At 65.4% G+C, this 26,320-nt stretch carries 25 protein-coding genes; 8 read left to right on the forward strand and 17 right to left on the reverse strand.

The features are described from left to right. Positions 1-111 precede the first annotated feature (111 nt). Positions 112-396: a hypothetical protein gene (locus tag A5636_RS02215; RefSeq protein WP_065157045.1), complete on the forward strand. Its 285-nt coding sequence runs from the start codon at positions 112-114 to the stop codon at positions 394-396. Between the two features lie 13 nt (positions 397-409). Here A5636_RS02215 and dnaG read toward each other — a convergent pair whose 3' ends face one another. Next, positions 410-2,275 (reverse strand): DNA primase, encoded by a 1,866-nt coding sequence (dnaG, locus tag A5636_RS02220; protein ID WP_253900465.1) that lies wholly within the window; start codon positions 2,273-2,275, stop codon positions 410-412. Between the two features lie 110 nt (positions 2,276-2,385). Beyond that, complete coding sequence (locus tag A5636_RS02225; protein WP_065157047.1) at positions 2,386-3,696, reverse strand: deoxyguanosinetriphosphate triphosphohydrolase; 1,311 nt, start codon at positions 3,694-3,696, stop codon at positions 2,386-2,388. 257 nt (positions 3,697-3,953) lie between these two features. Here A5636_RS02225 and A5636_RS02230 point away from each other — a divergent pair, with 257 nt between their 5' ends. Beyond that, positions 3,954-4,874: an esterase family protein gene (locus tag A5636_RS02230; protein WP_437339788.1), complete on the forward strand. Its 921-nt coding sequence runs from the start codon at positions 3,954-3,956 to the stop codon at positions 4,872-4,874. A 98-nt stretch (positions 4,875-4,972) separates the two neighbouring features. After that, positions 4,973-6,970 carry a TPM domain-containing protein gene (locus A5636_RS02235; RefSeq protein ID WP_065157049.1) on the forward strand — a complete coding sequence of 666 codons (1,998 nt, stop codon included), beginning with the start codon at positions 4,973-4,975 and terminating at the stop codon, positions 6,968-6,970. Positions 6,971-7,174: 204 nt separating this feature from the next. Here A5636_RS02235 and A5636_RS02240 read toward each other — a convergent pair whose 3' ends face one another. From A5636_RS02240 to A5636_RS27015, 3 genes are all read right to left on the reverse strand, one after another. Next, positions 7,175-7,459: a WXG100 family type VII secretion target gene (locus A5636_RS02240; RefSeq protein WP_036358749.1), complete on the reverse strand. Its 285-nt coding sequence runs from the start codon at positions 7,457-7,459 to the stop codon at positions 7,175-7,177. 62 nt (positions 7,460-7,521) lie between these two features. Next, positions 7,522-7,818, reverse strand: coding sequence for a WXG100 family type VII secretion target (locus A5636_RS02245; RefSeq protein ID WP_065157050.1), 297 nt, complete (start codon positions 7,816-7,818; stop codon positions 7,522-7,524). A gap of 130 nt (positions 7,819-7,948) precedes the next feature. Continuing rightward, positions 7,949-8,287: a hypothetical protein gene (locus A5636_RS27015; protein ID WP_253900459.1), complete on the reverse strand. Its 339-nt coding sequence runs from the start codon at positions 8,285-8,287 to the stop codon at positions 7,949-7,951. Positions 8,288-8,969: 682 nt separating this feature from the next. On the opposite strand from A5636_RS27015, the gene A5636_RS02250 reads away from it, so the two are divergent. Beyond that, the gene (locus A5636_RS02250; protein WP_081287544.1) at positions 8,970-9,677 is read left to right on the forward strand and encodes a GAP family protein; all 708 of its coding nucleotides are present in this window, start codon (positions 8,970-8,972) and stop codon (positions 9,675-9,677) included. 15 nt (positions 9,678-9,692) lie between these two features. Here the strand turns inward: A5636_RS02250 and A5636_RS02255 are convergent, their stop codons facing one another. From A5636_RS02255 to A5636_RS02265, 3 genes are all read right to left on the reverse strand, one after another. Next, on the reverse strand, positions 9,693-10,871 hold the full coding sequence (locus A5636_RS02255; protein ID WP_065157051.1) for a PPE family protein: 1,179 nt from the start codon (positions 10,869-10,871) through the stop codon (positions 9,693-9,695). A gap of 271 nt (positions 10,872-11,142) precedes the next feature. Further along, the gene (locus tag A5636_RS02260) at positions 11,143-12,324 is read right to left on the reverse strand and encodes a PPE family protein (RefSeq protein WP_065157052.1); all 1,182 of its coding nucleotides are present in this window, start codon (positions 12,322-12,324) and stop codon (positions 11,143-11,145) included. Between the two features lie 544 nt (positions 12,325-12,868). Further along, a complete protein-coding gene (locus A5636_RS02265) occupies positions 12,869-14,290 on the reverse strand; it encodes a glycine--tRNA ligase (protein WP_172827139.1) in 1,422 nt (473 codons plus the stop codon). A 121-nt stretch (positions 14,291-14,411) separates the two neighbouring features. Here A5636_RS02265 and A5636_RS02270 point away from each other — a divergent pair, with 121 nt between their 5' ends. Beyond that, the gene (locus tag A5636_RS02270) at positions 14,412-14,813 is read left to right on the forward strand and encodes an ArsR/SmtB family transcription factor (protein WP_437339789.1); all 402 of its coding nucleotides are present in this window, start codon (positions 14,412-14,414) and stop codon (positions 14,811-14,813) included. Next, entirely contained in the window at positions 14,810-15,199 is a 390-nt protein-coding gene (locus A5636_RS02275) for a Fur family transcriptional regulator (protein ID WP_065157054.1), read from the forward strand. Before A5636_RS02270 ends, A5636_RS02275 begins: the two co-directional genes overlap by 4 nt. 112 nt (positions 15,200-15,311) lie before the next feature. Here the strand turns inward: A5636_RS02275 and A5636_RS02280 are convergent, their stop codons facing one another. The 3 genes from A5636_RS02280 to recO are packed head-to-tail and all read right to left on the reverse strand — an operon-like array spanning position 15,312 to position 17,402. Beyond that, entirely contained in the window at positions 15,312-15,719 is a 408-nt protein-coding gene (locus tag A5636_RS02280; RefSeq protein ID WP_065157055.1) for a hypothetical protein, read from the reverse strand. Beyond that, a complete protein-coding gene (locus tag A5636_RS02285) occupies positions 15,719-16,594 on the reverse strand; it encodes a decaprenyl diphosphate synthase (protein ID WP_155763528.1) in 876 nt (291 codons plus the stop codon). The genes A5636_RS02280 and A5636_RS02285 overlap by 1 nt, the downstream gene beginning before the upstream one ends. A gap of 10 nt (positions 16,595-16,604) precedes the next feature. After that, a complete protein-coding gene (gene recO, locus A5636_RS02290; RefSeq protein ID WP_065157185.1) occupies positions 16,605-17,402 on the reverse strand; it encodes a DNA repair protein RecO in 798 nt (265 codons plus the stop codon). Positions 17,403-17,463: 61 nt separating this feature from the next. Between recO and A5636_RS02295 the strand changes: the two genes are divergently transcribed. Next, a complete protein-coding gene (locus A5636_RS02295) occupies positions 17,464-18,963 on the forward strand; it encodes an amidase (protein WP_065157057.1) in 1,500 nt (499 codons plus the stop codon). A 90-nt stretch (positions 18,964-19,053) separates the two neighbouring features. Continuing rightward, positions 19,054-20,697, forward strand: coding sequence for a RecQ family ATP-dependent DNA helicase (locus tag A5636_RS02300; protein ID WP_065157058.1), 1,644 nt, complete (start codon positions 19,054-19,056; stop codon positions 20,695-20,697). 84 nt (positions 20,698-20,781) lie between these two features. Here the strand turns inward: A5636_RS02300 and A5636_RS02305 are convergent, their stop codons facing one another. The 6 genes from A5636_RS02305 to A5636_RS02330 all read right to left on the reverse strand — a co-directional run bounded on the left by A5636_RS02305 (position 20,782) and on the right by A5636_RS02330 (position 26,303). Then, the gene (locus A5636_RS02305) at positions 20,782-21,360 is read right to left on the reverse strand and encodes a hemerythrin domain-containing protein (RefSeq protein WP_065157059.1); all 579 of its coding nucleotides are present in this window, start codon (positions 21,358-21,360) and stop codon (positions 20,782-20,784) included. Positions 21,361-21,590: 230 nt separating this feature from the next. Beyond that, entirely contained in the window at positions 21,591-22,490 is a 900-nt protein-coding gene (gene era / locus A5636_RS02310) for a GTPase Era (protein WP_065157060.1), read from the reverse strand. Then, entirely contained in the window at positions 22,483-23,775 is a 1,293-nt protein-coding gene (locus tag A5636_RS02315) for a hemolysin family protein (RefSeq protein ID WP_065157061.1), read from the reverse strand. Before A5636_RS02315 ends, era begins: the two co-directional genes overlap by 8 nt. Then, on the reverse strand, positions 23,772-24,308 hold the full coding sequence (gene ybeY / locus A5636_RS02320; RefSeq protein WP_065157062.1) for an rRNA maturation RNase YbeY: 537 nt from the start codon (positions 24,306-24,308) through the stop codon (positions 23,772-23,774). The genes A5636_RS02315 and ybeY overlap by 4 nt, the downstream gene beginning before the upstream one ends. Positions 24,309-24,326: 18 nt before the next feature. Further along, positions 24,327-25,385, reverse strand: coding sequence for a PhoH family protein (locus A5636_RS02325; RefSeq protein WP_065157063.1), 1,059 nt, complete (start codon positions 25,383-25,385; stop codon positions 24,327-24,329). A gap of 156 nt (positions 25,386-25,541) precedes the next feature. Further along, positions 25,542-26,303 carry a 16S rRNA (uracil(1498)-N(3))-methyltransferase gene (locus A5636_RS02330; protein WP_065157064.1) on the reverse strand — a complete coding sequence of 254 codons (762 nt, stop codon included), beginning with the start codon at positions 26,301-26,303 and terminating at the stop codon, positions 25,542-25,544. Positions 26,304-26,320 lie beyond the last annotated feature (17 nt).

Below are 26,320 nucleotides of genomic sequence, written 5' to 3' on the forward strand. Positions count from 1 at the left end.
AGCGTACTGGCAAGGCTGGACCCAACCGGACCCGACTCGAGCGGGCGCGGCCATTCTCAGCCGAATGAGGCAGGATGGAGCCAGTCGCAATTCTTTCTCGGAGGGACCGTTTTGATCGGGTATGTCGCTGTGTTGGGCGTGGGTTACGTGCTGGGCACGAAGGCGGGGCGCCGCCGCTACGAGCAGATCGCAGGCACCTACCGCGCGGTCACCGCAAGTCCCGTTGCCAGATCGCTGATCGAAGGCGGCCGTCGCAAGATCGCCAATCGCATTTCCCCCGATACCGGATTCGTGACGCTGGCCGAGATCGACAGTCAGACGAGCGTGGTGGATCGCGAGGTCGAGCGCCTTGACCTCCACCCGGAACGCGAACCGCAGGTGAACGCCGCACGCTGACGTACAGCGCGCGTCAGGCGGTCAGGTCGTCGCCACTGGCCTGTTGCAGCAGGCTGCGCCGGTAGGCCTCCATCGCGACCAGGTCGCCGAACAACGCGTGGTATTCGTCGCCTTGTTCGATCGGTGACATACGCTGCAGCTTGGACTTCACCTCGGCGATCTGCCGGCCCATCCACACCTCCTGCAGGCGGGCCAATACCCCGGAGATATAGCGGGGCAGCTGCTCGTCCTCAGCACGGATGGATTCGACCCCCAACTCACTGATCAAGCCCGCGGTCAGTGTCGAATCGGTCTGCTGGCGCACCATGTCCAGCCACTGCGCGCCGCTGACCCCGGTCGAGGTGCCGCCGGCAGCCTCGACAGCTGCCCGCACCGCCGCATACCCGGGATGGGTGAAACTCTCCACGGTCAGCGTGTCGAACACCGGCCCGGCTAGTGCCGGAAACTGCAACGCGGATTTGAGCGCCTCACGCTGCGGCCACAGCGTCGGGTCGCGCGGATCAGGACGCGCGCCCGCGGACCCCCCGCCGGCGGATCCGGGAGCGGATTCCCGCAGGGCGCGGCGCGGCGCCCTGGCACCGGTCCCGGGGCCGGTGGGCTTCTTGGCGTCGCCGCGCACCCGGTCGATGACCTGAGCGACGTCGTCCCAACCGACCCACCCGGCCAATTGCCGCGCGTACTCGTCGCGCAGCGTGGGGTCCTTGATTCGGGCCACCATCGGAACGCAGCGACGCAGTGCTGCCACCCGACCCTCGGCGCTGTCCAGGTCCAGCTCGGCAAGCGAGGCGCGAATCGCGAACTCGAACAACGGTGTTCGACGGGCGACCAGGTCACGCAGCGCCCCGTCACCGGACTTCAGCCGCAGGTCGCACGGGTCCATGCCGTCGGGTGCGACCGCGACGAAGGACTGCCCAGCCAAATTCTGCTCACCCTCGAAGGCCTTGAGCGCAGCGGACTGTCCGGCCTGGTCGCCGTCAAAGACGTAGATCAACTCGCCGCGAAAGAAGCTGTCATCCATCATCAGCCTGCGCAGCATGGCGAGGTGCTCGTCACCGAACGCAGTGCCGCAGGACGCGACCGCGGTGGTCACCCCGGCCAGATGCATCGCCATCACGTCGGTATAGCCCTCGACAACCACCGCCTGGTGCCCCTTGGCTATGTCGCGTTTGGCCAGATCGAGCCCGAACAGCACCGACGATTTTTTGTACAGCACCGTCTCGGGGGTGTTGACGTATTTGGCTTCCATGGGGTCGTCGTCGAACAAACGCCGGGCCCCGAACCCGATGACCTCGCCGGTCGAGGTGCGGATGGGCCAGAGCAGCCGCCGGTGGAAACGGTCGATCGGACCGCGGCGCCCCTGCCGGGAAAGGCCGGCGGCTTCCAGCTCTTTGAACTCAAAGCCCTTGCGCTGCAGATGTTTTGTCAGCTTGTCCCAACCCGACGGGGCGAAACCACAACCGAATCGACCGGCCGCCTCGGCGTCGAAGCTGCGCTCGGTCAGGTACTTGCGGGCCGGGGCGGCCTCATCGGACTGCAAAGCCTCGGCGTAGAACGCGGCCGCTGCCGCGTTGGCGGCGACCAGCCTGCTGCGGCTGCCGCGGTCGCGCTGCACACTAGTGGCCGAACCGGTGTAGGTGATGGTGTGACCGATCCGGTCGGCCAGCATTTCCACGGCCTCGACGAAGCTGACGTGTTCGATCTTTTGGATGAACGCATAGACGTCCCCGCCCTCACCGCAGCCAAAGCAGTGAAAGTGCCCGTGATTGGGCCGCACGTGAAATGACGGTGATTTCTCGTTGTGGAACGGGCATAGACCTTTGAGCGAGTCAGCGCCCGCGCGCTTCAGCTGAACGTAGTCGCCGACGACGTCCTCGATCATGGCCCGTTCCCGGATAGCGGCGATGTCGCGGTCGGCGATCCTGGATCGCCCGCCGGAACGGCCCGTATCCCTTGGACCCAGCGGACTCGACACGGGGCTAGTCTAGGCGCTCAGCGCGTGGCGGCATCCCCAAGTTGACCAACGTCGATGCGCTCCAACCGGCCTTCGGTGTACGAGGCGATCTGATCGACGATGACGCGCAGTCGCGCCGCGTCGTCTGCTGCGCTGCTGAACGCCGCGGCAAACATGGGGTCCAGCGTTTGGGGGGCTCCGGCCTGCAACCAGTGCGCTACCCGGTGGATCCGTTCGCGCTGCCGTGCCTGGGTTTCGAGATGCCGCGGATCGGACATGATGAATTGCAGCGCAAGGATTTTCAATAAGGCTACTTCCGCGCGCACCAACTCAGGCACCACCAGATCAGCCTGGTAACGCACCACCGGGCCGGGGCCGGCCGCGGCACGGGTAGTCGCGATCGCGGCGGTGGCGAAGCGGCCGACCAGCTCGCTGGTCAACCGCTTCAGCGCGACCGCCGCTGTCAGCGTCGCGTCGTACTTGCCGACCGCGGCAACCACCGGCAGCCCCGACAATCGCCGCGCGGCCTCCATCAATTCGTCGGCGCGGACCCGGGGAAATTCGCGCTCCCCCAGCTTCGCCAGCCCGGCCGCGTCGTCCTCGTCGCCTAGCACCCGCAGGTCGATGCGTTCGGAGACGACGCCGTCCTCCACGTCGTGCACGGAATAGGCGACGTCGTCGGCCCAGTCCATCACCTGGGCTTCCAGGCACGGACGGCCGGACGGGGCACCGGTGCGCAACCAGGCGGCGGCCGCGCGGTCGTCGTCGTAGAAACCGAACTTGCTGCTGTTGCCGGGCCCGTCCCCTTGCGACCACGGATATTTCGTGACGGCGTCGAGCGAAGCGCGCGTCAGGTTCAGTCCGGCGCTGCGACCGGCCGGGTCGAGGACTTTGGGTTCGAGGCTGGTCAGAATTCGGAAGTTCTGCGCGTTGCCTTCGAAACCGCCGTAGCCTGCGGCGACCTCGTTGAGCGCCCGCTCGCCGTTGTGTCCGTACGGCGGGTGTCCGATGTCGTGTGCCAGGCCGGCCAGCTCGACCAGATCGAGGTCGCAGCCCAACCCGATCGCCATCCCCCGCCCGATCTGGGCGACCTCAAGCGAATGCGTCAATCGGGTGCGGGGAGTATCGCCTTCACGAGGGCCGACGACCTGCGTCTTGTCCGCCAGCCGACGCAGCGCGGCACTGTGCAGCACCCGCGCCCGGTCGCGGGCGAAGTCGGTACGGTGCTGTCCTTCCGTGCCCGGCAGACCTGCAGACTTCGGCGCTTCGAGTACCCGCCGTTGACGGTCCACCTCGTCATAGGGGTCGTCATAGGGGTCGTCGTAGGGGTCGCGCTGATCGGTGCTCACCGACCCACAGTCTGCCAGGGACGTCCGGGGAACTCCGTCAACGCCGGTGGTCGTCGTCACGCGGGTGCGGACAGGCGGTTAAGCCGGGACAAGACGGGTACACGTCGGCTCTCTGGGTCGGATCCAGCGTTGACGAGAGTCAGCGGTTAGAAACCGTGAACTGGCCCCGGCCGACTACGGCGTGACGCCGGTAAAAGAATCCTGGAAATGCTGCAGGGGGACTGGAGAGAAGAATGTACGTGCCCAACAGACGCTTGATGCGTCGACTAGTGACCGCGGCGTTCGCGGCGACCACCTTGCCGGGATTTCTCGGTCTAGTGGGAAGCGAACCGGCCGCCCGCGCGGCAACCCCAGAGTTCTTGCAGGTCCCGTCGGCAGCGATGGGCCGCGATATCACCGTGGAATTCCAGCAGGAGGGTGCGCCGGCCGTCTACCTGCTGGACGGCTTGCGCGCCCGGGACGACCGCAACGGCTGGGATATCGAAACGAATGCGTTCGATGAGTATCGAGGGTCGGGCATCTCGGTGGTCATGCCCGTGGGCGGGCGCTCCAGCTTCTACGCCGACTGGTACGGGTCGGCCAACGGCGCCACCTACAAGTGGGAAACCTTCTTGACCAGCGAGCTGCCTTCTTATCTGGCCGGCAAGGGCGTTCGGAGCACCCGCAACGCGGTGGTGGGCGTGTCGATGTCCGGCTCGTCCGCCTTGATCCTGGCTGCATACCACCCCGGACAGTTCGCCTATGCCAGCGCACTGTCGGCATATTTGACGCCTTCCAGCGGCAATGGACCGACCCTGATCAAGTTCGCGATGAACGACGAGGGCGGCTTCAACCCCGAAGACATGTGGGGGCCGTCGGGCGGACCGGGCTGGCAACGCCATGACCCGACCGTGCAGGCGGGGCGTCTGGCCGGCAACAACACCCGGCTGTGGGTTTACAGCGGAAACGGCAAACCGTCGGAGCTGGGCCAGGGCAGCATCCCGGGCACGGTGATCGAGCAGGTCGTATTGCAGAGCAACGTCGACTTCAAGAACGCCTACACCGGCGCCGGCGGGCACAATGCAACCTTCAATATCGATGGCAGCGGGGTGCACAGCTGGGGCTACTGGAATGCGCAGTTGGTCGCCATGAAGGGCGACATGCAGCGCACCTTGGGCGCTGGCGGCGGCCAAGGCTGACTTCTGGCTGGGGGCGCGGTCCGGCCCGCGATCGACCGCGCCCCCGCGCTTACCGGCACCAAAACCACCATCGCCGCACCGAAGGTTTAATTGGCGATATGCGCATTGCCCGGCTACTGAGCCTGTTACTGACGATCGCGGGTCTGGCCGGGGGGTTGTTGTTGCTGGCACCGCCAGCCGATGCGCAGCCACCGTTCCGGTTGCCCAGTCAGATCACCGACAACGCGGGGGTGTTGTCGGACCCCGACCGCGCCGCCGTTTCCTCCGCAGTCGACAAGCTCTACGCCGATCGCCACATCCGGCTGTGGGTCGTCTACGTCGACAACTTCTCCGGACAAACCGCGATGAACTGGGCCCAGCGCACCTTGCAGGCGAGCGAGTTGAACAACCGTGACGCGCTGCTGGCGGTGTCCACCACCGGTCGCGCGTACGCCTTCCTGGTGCCCAACGGGGTACCGAACGTCAACGCGAGCCAGGTCGACAGACTGCGACAAAACCAGATCGAACCCGCACTGCGCAACGGTGATTGGCGCGGGGCGGCCATCGCCGCCGCCACCGGGCTCAATGCATCGCCCAGTTCGACGGGGCCCTACGCGCTGCTGGGCGTGCTCGGCGGCATCGTCATCGCCCTGCTGGTGCTGCTCCTGGTGATGCGCGTCCGCGCCCGGCGACGACGCGCGAACGCCACCGCCGCCGCTCGGCGCGTCGATCCCACCGACGCGAACGCGCTGTCCGCGGTGCCGCTGGACATCCTCGACGACCTTTCCCGGACGAAGGTAGTCGAAGTCGACAATGCGATACGGACCAGCTCCAACGAGCTCGCACTGGCGATCGAGGAGTTTGGCGAAGAACGGACCAGGCCGTTCACCGAGGCGGTGAACAGCGCCAAAACCGCTCTGTCCCAAGCGTTCACGGTGCGACAGCAGCTCGATGACGCGATACCTGAGACGCCGGCTCAGCGCCGAGAAATGCTGACCCGGGTGATTGTTTCGGCGGCCAACGCCGACCGCGAATTGGAGTCGCAGACTGAGGCGTTCGAGCAGCTGCGCGATCTGGTGATCAACGCGCCCTCGCGCCTCGATGCGCTGACCCAGCGTTACGTCGAACTCACCACCCGGATCGAGCCGGCCCAGCGGCACCTCCTCGAGTTGCACGAAGAGTTCGGCGCGACGGCGCTCACCCCGGTATCGGGCAACGTCGAGACCGCCAAGGAACGGCTGGAATTCGCCGACCGCAACATCAGCGCCGCCCGCGAGCTGGCCGGCCAAGCAGTCAGTGGCCAACAGAGCCGGCTGGTGGATGCGGTGCGTGCGGCGGAATCCGCACTGGGACAGGCTCGTTCACTGCTCGATGCGGTGGACAGCGCGGCCGGCGACATCCGGCACGCCGTCGCAAACCTGCCGGCGCTCGTTGCCGACGCACAAACGGCCATCAAGCGTGCGAACGAGCAGTTGCATCAGGCCGGCACCAAGTCATCCCACAGCGGCGAGTTGATCGCCGCGCGTGATGCGACCGCCCGCGCGCTGGACGGCGCGAGTGGCGGTGTTCGGGACATTGCCGATCCGTTGGGCGCCTTCGCGCAGCTAGCCAAGACGGATGCGGAACTCAACCGGTTGCTGGCCACCATGGCTCAGGAGCGGGCCAACGCCGAACGGCTCAACCGTTCCTTCGAGCAGGCGCTGTTCACCGCGGAGTCACGGGTGCGTGCGGTGTCTGAATACATCGACACCCGCCGCGGCAGCGTCGGTCCCGAGGCCCGCACCCGGCTCGCCGAGGCCAAGCGCCAACTCGAGGCCGCGCACGAGAGAAGAGCGACAAATCTGACCGAGGCAATCGCTTACGCCAACGGGGCGTCGACGCTGGCCGCTCACGCGCAGTCTCTGGCCAACGCCGATGTTCAGTCGGCCCAACGCTCCTACACCAGTCGCGCGGACAGCAATACCGGCGCGATCCTGGGCGGCATCATCATCGGCAACCTGCTGAGCGGCGGCCTGCGAGGTGGCTTCGGCGGTTGGAGCCCGACCTCGTTCGGTGGCTCCGGTTCCTCCGCAGGCTCATCCGGTGGTGGCTGGATGGGTGGCGGCGGCCGATTCTAGGCGCTCGGTTTTTACTCGGCTTACCGTCTTCCTCGGCTCAGCGTCTCTTACCCGGCTTAGCGTCCTACCCGGATAGCCCGGAAATGGGACTGCGCACGCCTGCGGGCGGGAGCGTGAGCCCCCACGCGCAGGACGTGCGCAGTCAATCGGTGCGGACTAGCACACCACCGCTAGCCGAGCGGTGCGCTGCCGCGATCCGTTCTCTCAGGCCCAGCTGGACCCGACGGCGCTGTCCGTCTGCGCCATGTTGTTGCCGGCGCTCTGAACCTTCTGGCCGTGCTGGTTGGCCTGCTCGTAGATCACCTGGAAGTTCCGGCCCAGCTGGGCAATGAACTCCTGGCAAGCCACCGAACCGGCGCCGCCCCAGAAGTCACCGGCAGCCAGCACATCGCGAACGATGGCCTGGTGCTCGGCCTCCAAGTTGGCGGCCTGGGCGCGGATGAGCGCGCCGTGCGCGTCGACGTCACCGAACTGGTAATTAATGGTCATTGAACCTGTTCTCCTTGTTTTGTGAATGTTTATGCGTTGCAGCGGCTTTCGCCGCAGACGAGTTAGCTGCTCAGGATCTGCTGCGAGGCCTGCTCTTGCTGCTCGTAGTTGTTCGCGTCACGAACGAGTCCGTCACGCACCCCATGCAACATGTTCACAATGTTGCGGAACGCCTGGTTCATCTGTCCCATGGTGTCCAGCGAGGTGGCCTGGGCCGTACCACTCCAGCCCGCACCGGCGATGTTCTGCGAGGACGCCCACATGCGACGGGCCTCGTCCTCGACGGTCTGGGCGTGCACTTCGAAGCGGCCCGCCATGTCCCGCATTGCGTGCGGGTCAGTCATAAAACGTGTTGCCATTTTGGCTGTCTCCTTGTTTCGACCTAGGTTGCCTGGATTGTCCAGGCAGTTTGACTGTTGTGACAGCCGGTTGCAGGGATACCGAACCGTCCATCACCCGTTAGCAACGACAGTCGTCCCCCTCTCTTGATCAACCGGCCGCCGGAGAATGTGGAACCACGCTGCTGGGACGTGGCATCTGGAACTGAGGTTCGGCGTTTTCGGCCTCCCACTCTCTCCATTCCGCCCATTCGTCCCACTCATCCGTGCCTGTGGCTATCGCTTCGACTGGCTCCGGGTCTAACGCACCCGGCACGGCGACGACTTCTTCGGCTCCTGACTCGGAGTCCTTAGCCCAGTGGTTGTACTCGTCCGGGGGGACTGCAGTACCCCAGCTGAGCGGAACAGACAACCCGCCTAGCACGCCGGACTCACCCCGCTTCGCCGCGACGGAGTCGGGCGGTAAGGGCGGACCAAGAGGCAATAGCACGTTGTCTCCTTTCAGGGCCGATCTCGATACATCATCACTCGGTAGCAAGTACCACACCACCGAGCCCTTGAATCCTAAGACAATCCGGGGCGGAAAGTCCCCTTTTTTCCGAATATTGCTTCGGTTACCGACGTTCTCATTGTCGGACTGCCACCGGAGTCGCCGCGATGCGGCCCCGATGCGGCCCAGCAGCTGCCGGAACCGGACCCGTGCGGCAGCCCGGCACCGCGTCAAAGGGGTTGGCCGCCAACGTCTTGCGGATCGATCTGCCGTCCGAGCGTGGTCGGAGCCCGAGACCTATCGGACCGGCGGATGCGCCAGAGCCTGTCACCGGCTTTGTATTGGCATCTGGGGTGCTCAGCCGTGCGTGGCCACGTGCGGCCTGCTCCACCAGGCGCGTCCAATGTCCGGGCCACCTGATGCAAAAAAAATTTATTCAATCCAACATTCCTAATCGATCCCTCAAAAAGCCATTTCACCTCGTCGGGTCGATGTGGTTGCCCGTCAGAGTGTGCGAGGTCAGCGGTTTTTCGATTGCCGGCGCGACGAGAGCGTCGGTCGTCGTCACTCTTATTGGGACGTAAGAAATAAGAAGACAACCCCAGACCTCGGTTGCGACCGCCGGATTGGTGGCCTCGAACGGGTTCCGCTGCAGCGGCACCGGACTATAGCGTCCGTGGTCATGTGGTGCATGGTGCTGGTGTTAGCTCTAGTGGCGACCGTGGACCCGGTACGGATCGGTGTCACTGTGGCGCTGTCGTCGCGGCCGCGGTCTCTTGGCCCACTGGTGGCGTTCTGGCTCGGCGGGCTTGCCGTCAGCACCGTTGTGACCGCGACCGTGTTGTTCGGTATGCGTGACGTCACCCTCGCAGCGGTGCATCGAGTGCAGCTCGCCGCGGCTAGCCCGAACGCCGGTCATATCCAGGTCGCGATGGGTGTGCTGGCTCTGGCGGTCGCCGCGGTAACCATGGGTCTTTCGCCGCATCGGCAGGTACGCGAGGGCCTGGCCAGCACCGATCTCACCGAGCCGCGTGCGTTGTCTCGACTGGTGACGCGAGGCGAGGAGGCGCTGCGATCCAGGCCGCTGGGTATGGCATTCGCCCTCGGGGTGGGGATGCTGGTTGACTTCCGGTTGCTGGCCGCGCTTACTGCGATCGCGGCCTCGGGCGCCGCACCCGGCGTGCAAATCGGCGCGTCGGGAATGTACATCCTGATTGCGTTGAGCTTCGTCGAGATCCCGCTCGTCAGTCAGCTGGCGGCGCCGGCGACGACCGATCGGATCATGGGGTCGGTGCACCGGTGGACCAAGGATCGCCGGCAACAGGTCGCCGCGGTCGTGATCGGCGTGGTCGGCGTGCTCCTGATGACGCGTGGCATCGGCCACGCCTGAGAGATTGTCGCTGGCTTATCCGACGCCGGAACGTGGGATGACGCTCGGCCGGTTCTGCACCACATGTGGACTTGCCCCGCCGCGGCCCATCATGCCGCCCGGCATGCCGCCTCCGGCGCCACCCATACCCATCGGCATCGGCATCATCGGCATCCCGCCGGTCCCAGCCGCCCCAGCCGCTTGCGCCATCTCCGCGGCGTTGGCACCCAGGCCGCTCATTGCCGTGCTCGCCATACCCTTAGGCACCGAGCCCTGCCACGTCGGCGGCACCGACATTGCTCCCACCAAACGCGCCTGACCCAGGTTGGCCGCCATCCCAGCACCCAGTCCGGCGCCACCGCCACCCATACCAGTCATCGGAGCAATGTCACCGGCCAGCTTCGGCATATCGGCCAACGCGGTGGCTCCGGCGAGTCCGGCCGTGCCCGCGTTGGCGGTTGAACCTAGCTGCATCAACGGACCCATCAGCATGCTGGCCGGCATCGCGGCCATCTGGGCCGCCGACATCACCGACTCCACGGGCAATCCCGCGGCGAGCGATTGCGCACCCGCCACCAAAGCCGGGGCTCCCGCCGTTATCCCCTGGACCATCGGACTCAACGCGGCCGACGCTGACGTCGCCAGCCCGGTGAACTGCGCGCCGACGCCCGTAGCCAGCCCGGCCAGGTCGACCGGTGCGGCGGGAAATGGCGTCAACGTCTCGGCCACTGCGGTCGCGCCGCCGTGGTAACCGAGCATGGCCATGACGTCCTGAGCCCACATCTCGACGTAGTCGAACTCGGTGGCCGCGATGGCCGGCGTGTTCTGACCGAGGAAGTTCGTCGCGATGAGCGTCATCAGCGACACGCGATTCGCAGTCACCGCCACCGGGTGCACGGTGCCGACCACCGCGGTCTCGAACGCCGTCGCGGCCGCCCGGGCCTGGCCCGCAGCCAGTTGCGCCTGCGCCGCCGCATCGCTCATCCAACCGACGTACGGTGTCGCCGCGGCGGCCATGGCCGCTGACGCAGGACCGGCCCACGGTCCGCTGGCCAAGCCGACGATTACCGAGTCAAACGAGGACGCCGAGGCGGCCAATTCCGCCGCCAGGCTCTCCCATGCGGCCGCGGCCACATGCAGTGGACCCGATCCGGCACCGGCAAAGATCCGCGCCGAGTTGATCTCCGGCGGCAACCATGCAAAGTCCAAAATCATCGCATCCCCAAACCAACCAGCCGCGTCAACGGCGCCAACGTGCACTCATTATTCGACCTGCCAAACCAACCAGCTCGTCGCTGGATCGTAAGGCAACCCACACCAAAAGTCTGATTTTTCACTAAATTCCCGAACCTAGGTATTTCCAGTAGCGGGATCGAGTTTGCCCTCGATCAGTATATTCGGTTCCCGACATGCTCCGTGCAGCAATCATGCGCCCTCTCGCGTTGCACATTCCCGCGTCGGCGCTGCGCGATCGACCAGCGCGCCGTTATCCGACGCCCGTCCGGGGAATGACGCTCGGCCGGTTTTGCACAACGTGCGCAGCAGCTCCGCCGCGCCCCATCATGCCGCCGGGCATTCCGCCGCCAGCGCCGCCCATACCCATCGGCATCGGCATCATGCCCATGCCTGTGCCGGCACCGGCGGGTGCTGCCATCCCAGCCGGGCTTGACATGGCGCCCAAACCGGCCATCGCCGAGCTGGACAATCCCTTGGGTACCGAACCCTGCCAGGTCGGCGGAACCGACATCGCGCCAACCAGGTGTGCCTTGCCCAGGTCGCCCGCCATGCCCGCGCCAAGACCGCCGGCACCACCCAAACCCTTTGCCGCAGGTCCAATATCGCCGACGAACTTCGGCACGTCGGCTAATCCCTCGGTGGCGCTGGCCAACCCGGCTGTGCCCACCCCCGCTGTCTGACCCAGCTGCATCAACGGACCGATAAGCATGCTGGCCGGCATCGCGCCCATTTGGGCCACCGACATGATCGACTGCACCGGCGCGCCCGTCGCCAACGACTGCACGCCCGCCGCGAGGGCCGGCGCTGCCGACAGCGCGCCTTGCACCAGGGGGCTCACCGCCGCCGATGCCGTCGTCGCCAATCCCGCGATCTGGCTATTGATGCCTGATGTCAAACCGGCCAAAGTCAACTGCGGCAAAGAGAACGGGGGCAGGCTCTCCGCGACCGCCACTGCACCGCCCTCGTAACCGAGCATCGCCATGACGTCTTGGGCCCACATTTCGACGTAGTCGAATTCAGTGGACGCAATCGCCGGTGTGTTCTGCCCCAAGAAGTTTGTCGCCACCAAAGAACCCAGCGCGACCCGGTTGGCTGTGACAGCGGCCGGATGGACCGTCGCGGTCACTGCGGCTTCGTACGCGCTCGCCGCCGCGCGGGCCTGGCCCGCAGCCAGTTGCGCCTGCGCCGCCGCGTCGCTGAGCCACCCGACATATGGTGTCGCGGCGGCAGCCATCGAGACCGAGGCCGGCCCGGCCCACGGGCCACTGGCTAAGCCGACGATCACCGAGTCAAAGGACGAGGCGGACGCGGCCAGCTCCGCGGCCAGACCTTCCCACGCCGCGGCCGCAGCATGTAATGGTCCGGACCCTGCTCCGGCAAAGATCCGGGCGGAGTTGATCTCCGGCGGCAACCACGCAAAATCGAAGATCATCAGTACCCCCTACCCTGCCAGCCGTCGCAAACCCAACCCGGGCCATCCTGACGCGCGGAGCAACCCATGGCTGGGATCGTAAGCCAGATCGGGGAAGAAATCTGCAGTTTGGCCGGATCTTTTGGTGCGAATTCGCCTCCGCGACCCCCGAAACCTATGCATGGTGGAGCATCTGTTCCCAGATTGGTCGCTTAAGTTGGCCGAATGCAATACCGGTGGACGGCGAATGTGTGCATCACGCATGCCATTCAGGAGTCCACACACCGCGTTACTTGGGCTAACGAGCCCGACTTGCCATTTCCAGAATTGACAATGTCCGAGTTTATTATTCCGGCGACGACGCGCACCCGTTCTGAGCGGCAGCATTGGCGATTCTCCCGGACCGCAGACAGAATGTCCGGGCCCCAGAATTGCGTCTGTGGCTGCTGGATTCTTCGAAACTCGACTTTGAGTCGCCGCACTCACACCTGACGGTTTCAGACGGGATCAAAACGTGCGGCAGTCGCCCCACCTCTCGGGAACCCACAGGCAGGCGATAGGGCGATCAACCGCCTTTCAGGCGCACCGCCAGATAGTCGGCCACGTTGTCGATCGAGACCCGCTCCTGCGTCATCGCGTCGCGCTCACGCACCGTGACGGCATGGTCTTCCAGGGAGTCGAAATCGACGGTCACGCAGTACGGGGTGCCGATCTCGTCCTGGCGCCGGTAGCGGCGCCCGATGGCGCCGGCGTCGTCGAAATCGATGTTCCATGACTTGCGCAATTCAGCGGCCAAATCGCGCGCCTTGGGACTGAGGTCGGCGTGCCGGGACAGCGGCAGTACCGCCGCCTTGACCGGCGCCAGCCGGGGATCCAGGCGCAGCACCGAACGCTTGTCCATGCCGCCCTTTGCGTTGGGAGCCTCGTCCTCGGTGTACGCGTCGATCAGGAACGCCATAAAAGACCGGGTCAGTCCGGCAGCGGGCTCGATGACGTACGGCGTATACCGGGTGTCGCTGGCCTGGTCATAGAACGACAGCTCCGTCCCGGAATGCTTTGAGTGCGTTGACAAATCGAAGTCGGTACGGTTCGCGACACCCTCCAGCTCACCCCACGGATTGCCGGCGAAACCGAACTTGTACTCGATGTCGACGGTGCGGTCGGAGTAGTGCGACAACTTGTCTTTCGGGTGTTCGTACAGCCGCAGATTTTCCGGGTCGATGCCGAGGTCGATGTACCACTGCTGTCGCGTGTCGATCCAGTACTGGTGCCACTCCCGGGCCGTCGACGGCTCGACGAAGAACTCCATCTCCATTTGCTCGAACTCGCGGGTCCGGAAGATGAAGTTTCCGGGGGTGATCTCGTTGCGGAAGCTCTTGCCTATCTGGCCGATGCCGAATGGAGGCTTGCGGCGGGCCGTGGTCATCACGTTGGCGAAGTTGACGAAGATGCCCTGGGCGGTCTCTGGGCGCAGGTAGTGCAGCCCTTCCTCGGTCTCGATCGGCCCGAGATAAGTCTTGAGCATCATGTTGAATTCGCGCGGTTCTGTCCATCGGCCGGGCTCACCGGTCTCCGGGTCGCGGATGTCGGCGAGGCCGTTGGGCGGCGGGTGTCCGTGCTTGGCTTCGTAGGCCTCGATGAGATGGTCTGCCCGGTAGCGCTTGTGCGTGATCAACGACTCGACGAGTGGGTCGTGGAACACCTCTACGTGACCGGAGGCCACCCATACCTCACGCGGCAGGATGATCGACGAGTCGAGTCCGACGACGTCGTCGCGACCGGTGACGACTGAACGCCACCACTGCCGCTTGATGTTCTCTTTGAGCTCTACCCCGAGCGGACCGTAGTCCCAAGCAGACTTGGTTCCCCCGTAGATCTCCCCCGAGGGAAAGACGAAGCCGCGGCGCTTGGCCAGGTTCACTACGGTGTCGATGACGGACGCCACGGGGTGTTGCGCTCCCTTCGGACGAGGTGCAGAGGTGTGCAGCGATGACCGCTGCCCGGGCAAACATCAGTCATGTTAGCGATCACCGCACCGCTTTTTGACATGCATCATCATGCATGTGACAGTGGAGGGGCGATCCGAATGCTCAGTACTTATTGAGGTGGTGACTCCGAAGGTGACGTCGCCGTCGACCCCTACCGCCGAAGATGACCTGGTGGGTCATCACGATCACAGTCCGGTCGATTTCGTCGGACGCCCCGCATACCCCACGCCGCCGCCGCGGGAGATCCTCGACGGTGCCGGCGAGTTGCTGCGTGCGCTGGCCGCTCCGGTGCGGATCGCGATCGTGCTGCAGCTGCGCGAATCTCACCGCTGCGTGCATGAATTGGTTGACGCGTTGGGCGTTCCCCAGCCGCTCGTGAGCCAGCATCTGAAGATTCTGAAGGCGGCTGGTGTGGTGTCGGGAGAGCGATCTGGACGCGAAGTGATGTATCGGCTTGCCGACCATCACTTGGCCCACATCGTGGTCGACGCGGTGGCGCACGCCGGCGAGGAGACGCCATGACCGACACCGGTGTCCGCTCCACCCGGCAGCGGGCCGCCATCTCGACGCTGCTGGAGACGCTCGACGAATTCCGGTCGGCGCAGGAACTGCACGACGAGTTGCGCCGGCGCGGCGAGAACATCGGCCTGACCACCGTCTATCGCACGCTGCAGTCGATGGCGGCGGCAGGGATGGTCGACACACTGCGCACCGACACCGGGGAGTCGGTCTATCGCCGCTGCTCGGAACACCATCACCACCATTTGGTTTGCCGCAGCTGCGGATCCACCATCGAGGTCGGCGACCACGAGGTCGAAACCTGGGCCGCTGAGGTCGCGGCCAAGTACGGCTTCTCCGACGTCAGCCACACCATCGAGATCTTCGGTACCTGCTCCGACTGCCGCTGATCCGCCGCCGACTATGCGCCGAGCGTGAAGCTGGCTTCACATTCGGCGTCCAACGTGAAGCAGGCTTCACATTCGGCGTCCAACATGAAGCTGGCTTCACGTTCGGGGAGAGTCAGCCGGTCAGCTCGGCGCGGATCCGGGCGCCGGTATCGAGGACCAACAGGATCAGGGTACGCAGGGCATCGTCGGTGAGACCTGCGCCGGGAAAGTTGTACCGCAGCATCACATCCCCCGTCTTCGCGGATTTGGTCCCCTTCTCACCCTTCTCCAGCAGGGTCACCGAGCCGAAGTTCACCTCGCGCGCCTCTTTGGCCACCCGGTCGCTGACCTTCTTGGTAAGTGGGAGGTCCCACACCAGTACCTGCGTCAGCGAGACCAGGTCTAGGTCATCGGCGATGGTCACCACCCGCAGTGAGGCGAACGTGCCGTTGTGCCGGACCGTCAACGCACCGTCGGATTCCTGGTCAACGGGCAAGATGTCGCCGAGGATCGCCGTCAGCCGCTCCGGTAGGGATGGCACTACGCGCTCCCGAACCGACGGTTGCGCGACGCGTACTCCTCGCAGGCCGCCCACAGATCACGGCGGTCGTAGTCGGGCCACAGCTTGTCCTGGAAGATGAATTCAGCGTAGGCCGCCTGCCACAACATGAAATTGCTGGATCGCTGCTCCCCCGAGGTGCGCAGGAACAGGTCGACGTCGGGTATGTCGGGCCGCTGCATGTGGCGGGAGATCGTGGACTCGGTGATCCGGTCGGGGTTGAGCTTGCCCGCCGCGACCTCGTTGGCGATCCGGCGCGTCGCTTCGGCGATCTCGGTGCGGCCACCGTAGTTGACGCAGTAGTTGATGGTGATGACGTCGTTGTTCTTCGTCACTTCTTCCGAGATGGCCAGTTCTTTGATGACGCTGCGCCACAGCCGGGGAGCCGAGCCCACCCACCGGATGCGAACCCCCATGTCGTTGAGCACTTCACGGCGTCGTCGTACCACGTCACGGTTGAAGCCCATCAGGAAGCGGACCTCCTCGGCGGAGCGCTTCCAATTCTCCGTGGAGAACGCGTACAGGCTGAGCCACTTGATGCCGAGTTCGACTGCGCCGCAGGCGATGTCGATCACCACCGCCTCACCCATCTTGTGGCCCTCGGTGCGGCGTAGCCCTTGTTGGGTGGCCCAGCGACCGTTGCCGTCCATGACGATTGCCACATGGTTGGGCAACTGTCCGGCCGGAATCCGCGGGGCGACCGCCTTGGAGATGTGCTGCGGCGGCCGGCGGGGGCCGCCGTCGGGCGCGGGCGGCAACTCCGGGAAGACCACAGGCCACGTCGACGTGTCGGGAAAGGTCGGGTAGTCGTCGGGCGCCGGGGGGAGCTGCGGGAAGTCAGTCGGCTTCAGCTTCAGCGCCGCCTTTCTAGCCACACTCCGTATCCTGCCCGATCAGTTCGGCGCGACGCTCGGCAACCGAGCGGTCAGCCTGGTACACCCGCTCTACCAGCGGCAGTGTCTTGAGTTGGCGCTCCAGATGCCACTGCAGGTGTGCGGCCACCAATCCGCTGGCGTACCCGCGGTGCGATTGGGGCGCCTGCTCGGCGCTCTCCCAATCGCCGTCGTGCAGCGCGGACATCAGGTCCAGCACGCCCAGCGGCGGTGTCGTCGCCCCGGCCGGGCGGCAGTGGGCGCACACGCTGCCCCCAGCGGCGATGTGAAACGCGCGATGCGGACCGGGTGCGGCACAGCGGGCACACTCGGTCAGTGCAGGAGCCCACCCGGTGGTAGCCATGGCGCGCAGAAGATAGGCGTCCAGCAACAGATCGCGAGCGCGACGGCCGTCCGCGACGGCCCGCAACGCACTCACCGTGAGCCGGTGCAGGGCCGGGGCAGGGGCCCGCTCCTCTCCGGCAAGACGTTCGGCGGTTTCCAGCATTGCGCAAGCGCACGTGTAGCGGCCGTAGTCACTGACGATGTCGGTGGCGAAGGCGTCGATCGAAACGACCTGGGTGACGATGTCGAGGTTGCGGCCGGGGTGCAGTTGTGCGTCGATGTGCGCGAACGGCTCCAGCCGCGCCCCGAATTTGCTGCGGGTGCGTCGCACCCCCTTGGCCACCGCCCGAACCAGCCCGTGATCACGGGTCAATAAGGTGACGATTCGGTCGGCTTCGCCAAGCTTGTGCTGACGCAGCACAACAGCCCGGTCTCGATACAGCCGCATCAGGATATTTTTGCACCCCACCGCGACATTGCATGCATCCGCGCCGATAGTCTCGTACCCCGTGGTTGGCGCTTCCAGGTCCACTTCCGGGGTCGATTCCGGCTCCGGCAACCGGCGCTTGCCCACGTTAACCGACCTTCTCTACCAACTGGCGACCAAACGCGTGACGGCCGCTGAACTGGCCCGTCGTTCGCTGCACGCGATCGATATGAGCCAGTCCACCTTGAATGCCTTCCGCGTCGTGCTGACCGAGTCAGCCCTGGCCGACGCGGCGGCGGCCGACCGGAGGCGGGCCGCTGGGGACACCGCGCCGCTGTTGGGCATCCCGATCGCGGTCAAAGACGACGTCGACGTTGCTGGGGTTCCCACCGCGTTCGGCACCGACGGGTACGTGCGACCCGCTACCCACGACAGCGAGGTGGTGCGGCGGCTGAAGGAAGCCGGCGCGGTGATCGTCGGCAAGACGAACACCTGCGAACTGGGCCAGTGGCCGTTCACCAGCGGTCCCGGCTTTGGCCACACCCGCAATCCCTGGTCGCGCCGGCACACCCCGGGTGGCTCCTCGGGTGGCAGCGCCGCCGCGGTGGCCGCGGGCTTGGTCACCGCCGCCATCGGCTCCGACGGTGCGGGCAGTGTCCGCATCCCGGCGGCGTGGACCCACCTGGTGGGCATCAAGCCTCAACGCGGCCGCATCTCCACCTGGCCGCTGCCCGAGGCGTTCAACGGCATCACCGTCAACGGCGTGCTGGCCCGCACCGTGGCCGACGCAGCCCTGGTACTGGACGCTGCTTCCGGGAACGTCGAGGGTGACCTGCACAAGCCGCCACCGCTGACCGCATCCGAATACGTCGGCATCGCACCCGGCCCGCTCAAGATCGCCCTCTCGACTGGCTTCCCATACACGTTCTTCCGAGCCAAACTGCACCCCGAGATCTCGGCTGCCACCCAGAAAATGGGCGAACAACTGGAACTGCTGGGCCACACCGTGGTCAAGGGAAACCCTGATTACGGGTTACGGCTGTCCTGGGACTTTCTGGCGCGGTCCACCTCCGGGCTGTGGGACTGGGAGGAAAGGTTGGGCGACGGCGTCAACTGGGACCCTCGAACCCTGGCCAACATGCGCACCGGTCACATGCTTTCGCAGGCCACTCTGCGCAGCGCCCGCCGCCATGAGACCACCGACCAACTGCGGGTGGGTTCGATCTTCAACATCGTCGACGTGGTGCTGGCACCCACCACCGCACAGCCGCCACCACAGGTTCGCGCTTTCGACCGGCTGAGCAGCATGGGCACCGACCGCGCCATCATCGCGGCCTGCCCGTACACCTGGCCCTGGAACGTGCTGGGTTGGCCGTCGATCAACGTGCCGGCGGGCTTCACCTCCGACGGGCTACCCATCGGTGTACAGCTGATGGGCCCGGCCAACAGCGAGGGCATGCTCATTTCGCTGGCCGCCGAACTGGAAGCCGTCAGCGGCTGGGCGGCCAAGCAACCCGAGGCGTGGTGGAACACCGGGAACAGCACACCACCTGATTACCTCGCGCCTTCGTCGCGGCGATAGGCCAGTCCGATTCGAACGTTGTGACCAAGCGACTCAAGGTAATTCGCCGGGTGACCGTTTGCCGACCGGGACATCGGGTAGAGAACGACGGTGAAACGATCGACCCATTCTTCCGTCGACCTAGACGACTTCGCCCGGTCCAAGTTCGGCTGGGAAAGTCTGACCGACGAGCAACGTGCGGCGATGCAGACGGTAGTGCAGCGCCGGGATCTGCTTGCCGTGCTACCCACGGGGTCTGGCAAGTCGGCGATCTACCAACTTCCGTCCTTGCTGACCGATGGCGTCACCCTGGTTATATCGCCGCTGATCGCTCTGCAGCAGGACCAGATCGTCGCCCTCGAAAGCCACGACGCGGGCGTAGCTGTTGCCGTCAACTCCCGGCTGAGTGCTCATGAGCAGCAACAGAACTGGGAGTTGATCGACCAACACCGCGCCGACTTCATCTTCGTCTCACCCGAGCAGTTGGCCAATGAGGACGTGGTCGAAAGACTCGGCCGGGCTGCGGTGTCGCTGATCGTCGTCGACGAGGCGCACTGTGTCTCGGCATGGGGACACGACTTCCGCCCTGACTATCGGCGTCTGGCAGACGTGTTTCACCGGTTCGGTACATCGATTCCGATCGTCGCGCTGACCGCCACCGCGTCCGTGGTGGTACGCCGCGACATCGTGGACCGGCTGGGACTGCGCGATCCCGCAATCATCGTAGGAAGTTTCGACCGCGCCAATCTGCGTCTGAGAGTCGAACGTCACACCGACGCCGATCGCAAGCGGGCTGCGGTGCTCGAATCCATATTCGCCTTGCCGGGTCCCGGGTTGCTCTACGTGGCGACCCGCAAAGAAGCGGAGGATTACGCGAATGCTCTGCGCGACAACGGAGTTGCCGCAGCCGCATACCACGCCGGCCTCTCGGCCGACACGCGCGACGCGGTGCACGCCGGCTTCCAGGACGACGACTTCGACGTCGTGGTGGCGACATCCGCGTTCGGCATGGGGATCGACAAACCGAATGTGCGATTCGTCGCACACGCGTCGGTTCCCGACTCGCTGGACAGCTACTACCAACAGATCGGCCGTGCGGGTCGCGACGGCGCGCATGCACAGGCGCTGCTGTTCTACAGGTCCGAAGATTTAGGGCTGGCAAAGTTTTTCACCACCGGACGACCCGACGAGCGGTTACTCCGTTCGGTGTTCACCGCACTGGATCCTTCACGGCCGACCAAGCTCAAGGAGCTGCGCGAAAGACTCGGCACGAGTGGCCGAAAACTGACCAACGCTGTCAATCTCCTCGAGGAATGCGACGCTGTCCACTCCACCCGCAAAGGCTTTGTGAAGGAACGCATGTCAGTCAAGAAGGCGGTTGGGCAAGCGATGCAGGAGGCCGAATTGCGTGAGCGCATCGATCTCAGCAGAGTGGACATGATGCGCGGCTATGCCGAGACCCACTACTGCCGAAGGGTTTTCCTGTTGTCCTACTTCGGTGAGCACTACTCGGGGCGGTGCGGAAACTGCGACTCTTGCACCGAAGAACTCGATGACGCCGACCTCGCCGGTCCCGCCATAGCCGTCGGGACCGACGTGGAGCACGTTCAGTGGGGACACGGAGTGGTCATCGGCGGGGACCCCGAGCGCATCACGGTACTCTTCGACGAATTCGGTTACCGGACATTGTCGATGGCAGCGGTTCGCGAGCACGGGCTTCTCGAGGTGACCGGAACGGTCGCCGAGCCGGCGTAATACTCCCTGCTCCCGGCGACTTGACCCGCGGCTCCGGCTCCGGCTACTTGACCTGCGGACTCGGCTCACTTGACCTTTGGATCGCTACTTGACCTGTGGATCCGGCGGATTGTCCTTCGCGCGGCCCGTGACGGCGTCGCGCACGTGGTCCATGACCGCCGCACCCATACCCATGGTTTTCAGCACCGTCGCATTCGGCGGGGTGTTCGGGTGTGGCCGGGTGGGCGCCATTTTCTTGCCCGCTTCAAGCTTGCTGCCGATTTTCTCCAGTTCCTCGCGACTGAGCGCCGCCTCAACCTGCGGCCAGACGACGTCCTGCTCGTAGGCGATGTGTTCCCGGCCGAGGGCAATGAACTCCTGCAACGCTTCGTGGTAGTCCGGGTCGCCCGGTTTGCCGTCTTCCAACCGCTGCAACAACTTCTTGCCGGCCTGTTCCTGTTCGATCGCTTTGTCGGCGATCGAGTCACCGATCGCATCGCGAACAGCCGGCCAGAAGAACTGCTCCTCGATGGCCTCATGCTGCGACTCGGCGATGATCAGGTTGTTCACCACGGTCTCTAATCCGCTGGCCTCGGCCCCCGTGCCCGACGGCGCCCCGTCGAGGGTCTCGAACAGACCGAGCACACTCTTGTGGTCCTGACGGAGAAAAGTTAAAGCATCCATATTTTGCCTTCCGATTTGGGCTGTATCGGTTGACGAGTGGTACCCGGGCACCTGGTGTTCAAACGAGGCGCCCACCGTACGAAAACGATGATCGCGAAACGAAATTCAGCGCTGAAGCGCGTCCGGTGCGCTGTGAAAGCTGTTGCGGCTGCGCGGACAAAGCCCGCCAGAACCTTCGGGAATGGTCGCCGGCGTTGGTGGCCAAACCGAAAGCGACTACGGGTGCCGCACTAAAACCCCAGCCGGCCCAGCTGTTTGGGGTCGCGTTGCCAGTTCTTGGCGACCTTGACGCGCAGGTCCAGATAGATCTTGGTGCCCAGCAACTTTTCGATCTGGTTGCGCGCTGCGGTACCAACCTCTCGCAGTCGGGCGCCACCCTTACCGATCACGATGCCCTTCTGACTGTCCCGCTCGACATAGAGCACCGCGCGCACGTCGACCAAGTCGTCGCGCCCCTCCCGTGGTTCGACTTCGTCGATAACCACCGCCAATGAGTGCGGCAACTCGTCGCGCACTCCCTCGAGCGCGGCCTCGCGTATCAGCTCGGCCATCAACACTTCCTCGGGCTCGTCAGTCAGCTCGCCGTCGGGGTAGTACGGCGGACCGGGCGGCAATGCCCCGGCAAGCACCTCGATCAGTACTTCGACCTGGGCCCCCGATACGGCGGACACCGGTACGATCTCGGCGGCATCAGGGACCAGTTCGCTGACCGCGACCAACTGCGCGGCCACCCGGTCCCTGGGTACCTTGTCGATCTTGGTCACGACGGCCACGAGGGTGGTTTTCGGGGCGACCGCACGGATCTGGTCGACGATCCAGCGGTCGCCCGGACCGATCTGCTCGTCGGCTGGGATGCACAGACCGATGATGTCGACTTCGCTGTAGGTGTCTCGGACCAGTTCGTTGAGGCGCTTGCCCAGCAGGGTGCGTGGCCGGTGCAAACCGGGGGTGTCGACCAGAACCATCTGGAAGTTCTCGCGATGCACGATTCCGCGGATGGTGTGCCGGGTGGTCTGCGGGCGCATGGACGTAATCGCTACCTTCGCACCGACCAGCGCGTTGGTAAGCGTCGATTTGCCGGTGTTGGGTCGCCCCACCAAACACACGAAGCCGGAACGGAACTCAGTCATCTTCGTCACTCGGCTCCGGTTCGACGCGGCTCAACAGCACAGTGCCGACCCGGACTCGTCCGCGTTGATCGCGACCGCCTTCGGCATGTAGTCGTAACCCGTGCGATACCACCTCGGCGCCGGGCAGCGGAACCCGGCCGAGTTCCAAAGCCAGCAAGCCACCCACCGTGTCGACGTCGAGGTCGTCGTCGAACTCCACGCCGTACAACTCACCGACGTCCTCGATCGGCAACCGCGCCGAAACCCGAAACCGGTTGTCGCCGAGGTCTTCCACCGGTGCGGTCTCGGCCTGGTCGTACTCGTCGGCGATCTCGCCGACGATCTCCTCGAGCACGTCCTCGATGCTCACCAGGCCGGCGATGGCGCCGTATTCGTCGACCAGCAATGCCATGTGGTTGCGGTCGCGCTGCATTTCACGCAACAACGCGTCCAGCGGCTTGGAATCAGGCACGAACACGGCTGGACGCATCACCTGCGCCACGGTCGTTTGCCGGGCTCCGTTCCGGGAGAAGACGGATTGCTGCACAAGATCTTTCAGGTAGACGACGCCGAGGATGTCGTCCACGTTCTCGCCGATCACCGGAATACGCGAATGCCCGCTGCGCACCGCCAGCGCCATGGCCTGACGAGGCGACTTGTCACTCTCGATCCAGACCATCTCGGTGCGCGGCACCATTACCTCGCGCGCCGGGGTATCCCCCAGTTCGAACACCGACTCGATCATCCGGCGTTCGTCGGCGGCGACCACCCCGCGCTGCTGCGCCAGGTCGACCACTTCACGCAGTTCGATCTCGGAGGCGAACGGACCGTTGCGTAAACCCCGGCCGGGGGTGAGCGCGTTACCCAACAGCACCAGCAGCCGGCTGATCGGCATCAGCAACCACGAGATCACCTGCAGCGGAAGGGCCGTCGCCAGCGAGATGGAATAGGCATGCTGGCGTCCCAGCGTGCGGGGCCCGACACCGATAACGACGAAACTGGTGACGCTCATGATGGCCGCGGCGTAGAACAGGCCCCAGTCCGCGCTGACTTTGTGTCGGAAATAGACCACCAGCAGCGCGGTAGCGGTGATCTCGCAGACGATGCGCAGCAACACCACCAGGTTGATGTACCGTGGCCGGTCGGCCATCACCTTGCGCAACGACCTCGCGCCGGGCCGCTCGTCGCGCACCAGTTCGCGCACCCGGGCCAGTGACACGGTGCTGATCGCGGCGTCCAGCGCGGCGAAGATACCGCCCAGACCGATCAACACGACCGCACTGAGCAGCTGATAGAAACTGGTCACGGCTGGTCGAAATATCTTGACTTGTCCAGCAACCGGCGGTCCCGCTCGTACTGGCGGTCGTGCTGGTAGGCCTCGACCTGCTCGGCCACCCACTGCTCGAGCAAGCGGCCCTGCAGGGCGAACATCTCCCGTTCCTCGGCCGGCTCGCCGTGGTCGTAGCCGAGGAGGTGCAGTACGCCATGGATGGTCAGCAGGGCCAGCTCGTGACCAAGGCTGTGACCCGCCGCTTCGGCCTGTCCGGCGGCGAACTCCGGGCAGAGCACGATGTCGCCCAGCATGGCCGGACCCGGTTCGGGCGCGTCGGGGCGACCGCCAGGTTCGAGCTCATCCATCGGAAAGCTCATGACGTCCGTCGGGCCGGGCAGGTCCATCCAGCGCATGTGCAGGTCGGCCATGGCAGCGGTATCCAGCAGCACCATCGAAAGCTCAGCGGCCGGGTGGACATCCATCTGGTCGATCACGAATCGCGCGACGCTGACCAGTTCGGCTTCGGAGACGTCGATACCCGACTCGTTGGACACTTCGATGCTCATATGGCGTTCACGCACTCATCATCGACGATTGCGTCCACCGGACGCCCGCCGAGCCGCCCGATTCATCCCGGAGCCGGGCTCCTCGTACCGCGCGTAGGCGTCGACGATTTCCGAAACCAGCCGGTGCCGCACCACATCCGCACTGGTCAACTCGGCAATATGGATATCGTCGATGTCCTCGAGAATGTCGACGGCGGCCCGCAGGCCGGACCGTGCGCCACCTGGGAGGTCAATTTGGGTGACGTCGCCGGTGACCACCATCTTGGATCCGAAGCCCAACCGGGTGAGGAACATCTTCATCTGCTCGGCGGTGGTGTTCTGCGCCTCATCGAGCACGATGAACGCGCTGTTGAGACTCCTGCCCCGCATGTAAGCCAGCGGCGCCACCTCGATAACCCCGGCGGACATCAGCTTCGGAATCAACTCGGGGTCCATCATGTCGTACAGCGCGTCATACAAAGGCCGTAGATAGGGATCGATCTTCTCGCTGAGCGTGCCGGGCAGAAACCCAAGGCGTTCACCCGCTTCCACGGCCGGGCGGGTCAGGATGATGCGGGTGACCTGCTTGGTCTGCAGAGCATGGACGGCCTTGGCCATGGCCAGATACGTCTTCCCGGTGCCGGCCGGACCGATGCCGAAGACGATGGTGTGGGCGTCGATCGCGTCGACGTAATGCTTCTGGTTGAGCGTCTTGGGACGGATCGTCTTACCGCGGCGGGCAAGGATGTCAAGGGTGAGAACCTCGGCCGGCGACTCGTTTCCGGAACCGATGAGCATGGCGACGCTGTGCCGCACCACCTCCGGCGTCAGCGCCTGCCCCCGGCCGACGATCGCTACCAACTCGGAGATGGCCCGTTCTGCCAGGGCGACATCGGCCGGCGCTCCGGAGAAGGTGACCGTGTTACCCCGCACATGCAGGGTGGCATCCAGGTTGCGCTCCAGGGCACGTAGATTTTCGTCGGCCGAGCCGAGCAGGCCCATGACGAGGTCGGGCGGAACATCGAAGCTGCTGCGAACTTGAGCGTCAGCCTGGCGGGCTACACCAGCGTCAGCGGCGCGGGTCTCGCGTGGCGTCACGTGGTTTCTGCTGCCTGCTTTCTGGCGTATACGTTCTGCGTGTGGACGGGAAATGCCGGAATCAAGTCTACCGCCGGTCGGTGACCGGTTCCCAAAAATCCGGTTCCTGCCAGCAGGACGTGCGGCCCACGACGCAAGTCAGCCGTCGCCGACGAGCTAAAGACTCGATGGCGAATCCCACCTCGCGGTGAGCACACCCAACGCCCCCAAAGCAACCGCGGCTGCGGTCGAAGTGCGCAACACGGTCGGGCCCAGCCGAACGGGGACGGCACCGGCCGCGGTCAGGTCGGCGATCTCCTCCGGCGCGATACCACCCTCGGGCCCCACCACCAACGTTACCGAGTTAGCTTGTGCCAGAACACTATCGACGAGCCGTACGGTGGCCGACTCGTGCAAGGCCAACACGGAGCCACCGGCGGCGACCTCGGCGCGGACCCGGGCGATCAATGCTTTGGTGGTCAATACGCCGTCGACCGGCGGGATATGTGCTCGGCGGGATTGGCGTGCCGCCGAGCGGGCCACCGCCCGCCATCGGCGCAAGCCCTTCTCCACACGCGCGCCCTCCCAGGTGGCCACGCAGCGCGCCGCCTGCCAGGCCACGAATGCGTCGGCACCGGCTTCGGTGGCCAGCTCGACGGCGAGTTCGGAGCGCTCGGATTTGGGCAGCGCCTGTACCACCGTCACCGGCGGTTGGCCGGGCGGAACGTTCCAGCGGTGCAGCACCCGAGCCTCTAGGCCGTCGCGCCCGGAGTGCTCGACGCGGCATCGGGCCAGCTCTCCGACCCCGTCGCCAAGGACCAATTCCTCGCCGACCCGGATCCGCCGAACGGCGGCCGCGTGGAACCCTTCGTCACCGTCCACGGCCGCCAGTCCGCCGACCGCCGGGAGTGCGTCGATGTAGAACAGCGTCGCCACCATCAGCGGCCCGGGCGTGA

It is taken from the genome of Mycobacterium asiaticum (assembly GCF_001673315.1).
GTDB classification, from domain to species: domain Bacteria; phylum Actinomycetota; class Actinomycetes; order Mycobacteriales; family Mycobacteriaceae; genus Mycobacterium; species Mycobacterium asiaticum_B.

Bases quoted from the DNA above. Each gene is read 5' to 3' on its own strand.
- A5636_RS02240 (WP_036358749.1), bottom strand. From the start codon at position 7,459: ATGACCATTAATTACCAGTTCGGTGACGTCGACGCGCACGGCGCGCTC.
- A5636_RS02235 (WP_065157049.1), top strand. From the start codon at position 4,973: ATGCGCATTGCCCGGCTACTGAGCCTGTTACTGACGATCGCGGGTCTG.
- A5636_RS02305 (WP_065157059.1), bottom strand. From the start codon at position 21,360: ATGGATGCTTTAACTTTTCTCCGTCAGGACCACAAGAGTGTGCTCGGT.
- A5636_RS02260 (WP_065157052.1), bottom strand. From the start codon at position 12,324: ATGATCTTCGATTTTGCGTGGTTGCCGCCGGAGATCAACTCCGCCCGG.
- A5636_RS02275 (WP_065157054.1), top strand. From the start codon at position 14,810: ATGACCGACACCGGTGTCCGCTCCACCCGGCAGCGGGCCGCCATCTCG.
- dnaG (WP_253900465.1), bottom strand. From the start codon at position 2,275: ATGATCGAGGACGTCGTCGGCGACTACGTTCAGCTGAAGCGCGCGGGC.
- recO (WP_065157185.1), bottom strand. From the start codon at position 17,402: ATGCGGCTGTATCGAGACCGGGCTGTTGTGCTGCGTCAGCACAAGCTT.
- A5636_RS02330 (WP_065157064.1), bottom strand. From the start codon at position 26,303: ATGGTGGCGACGCTGTTCTACATCGACGCACTCCCGGCGGTCGGCGGA.
- ybeY (WP_065157062.1), bottom strand. From the start codon at position 24,308: ATGAGCATCGAAGTGTCCAACGAGTCGGGTATCGACGTCTCCGAAGCC.
- A5636_RS02250 (WP_081287544.1), top strand. From the start codon at position 8,970: ATGTGGTGCATGGTGCTGGTGTTAGCTCTAGTGGCGACCGTGGACCCG.
- era (WP_065157060.1), bottom strand. From the start codon at position 22,490: ATGACTGAGTTCCGTTCCGGCTTCGTGTGTTTGGTGGGGCGACCCAAC.
- A5636_RS02245 (WP_065157050.1), bottom strand. From the start codon at position 7,818: ATGGCAACACGTTTTATGACTGACCCGCACGCAATGCGGGACATGGCG.
- A5636_RS02230 (WP_437339788.1), top strand. From the start codon at position 3,954: ATGCGTCGACTAGTGACCGCGGCGTTCGCGGCGACCACCTTGCCGGGA.
- A5636_RS02255 (WP_065157051.1), bottom strand. From the start codon at position 10,871: ATGATTTTGGACTTTGCATGGTTGCCGCCGGAGATCAACTCGGCGCGG.